The sequence below is a fragment of the Streptococcus sp. HMSC078H12 genome, from assembly GCF_001814615.1.
In the GTDB taxonomy this organism is placed as follows: Bacteria; Bacillota; Bacilli; order Lactobacillales; family Streptococcaceae; genus Streptococcus; species Streptococcus salivarius_F.
Genome location: NZ_KV817345.1, coordinates 357 through 887 on the forward strand (window position 1 = coordinate 357; position 531 = coordinate 887).

1 pseudogene is annotated in these 531 nt (G+C 43.3%); it reads right to left on the minus strand.

The features are described 5' to 3' along the window. Positions 1-531: pseudogene (locus HMPREF2979_RS10575) on the minus strand (MSCRAMM family adhesin SdrC); the annotation flags it as partial.

The window sequence follows — 531 nt, forward strand, 5'->3', positions numbered from 1 at the left end:
ACAGTCTGTTTCAAACTCAGAGTCAGCATCAGAAAGTGCTTCTGTATCAGACTCACAGTCTGCTTCAACTTCCGAGTCAGCATCAGTAAGTGCATCGGTGTCTGAATCACAATCAGTTTCAAACTCCGAATCAGCGTCAGCAAGTGCGTCAGTGTCTGAGTCGCAGTCTGTATCTAATTCCGAATCAACGTCAGTAAGTGAATCAGTCTCAGCTTCACAATCAGTGTCTAACTCAGAGTCAGCATCAGTAAGTGCGTCAATTTCAGAATCACAGTCTGTATCTAATTCAGAATCAGCATCAGAGAGTGCGTCAGTTTCAGAATCACAGTCAGTCTCAAATTCTGAATCAGCTTCAGAAAGTGCTTCTGTATCAGAATCACAGTCTGAATCAACCTCAGAGTCAGCGTCAGTAAGTGCTTCTGTATCAGAATCACAATCAGTGTCTAATTCTGAATCAGCATCAGAGAGTGCCTCAGTTTCTGAATCACAGTCTGCTTTAAACTCAGAATCCGCTTCAGCAAGTGCCTCAGT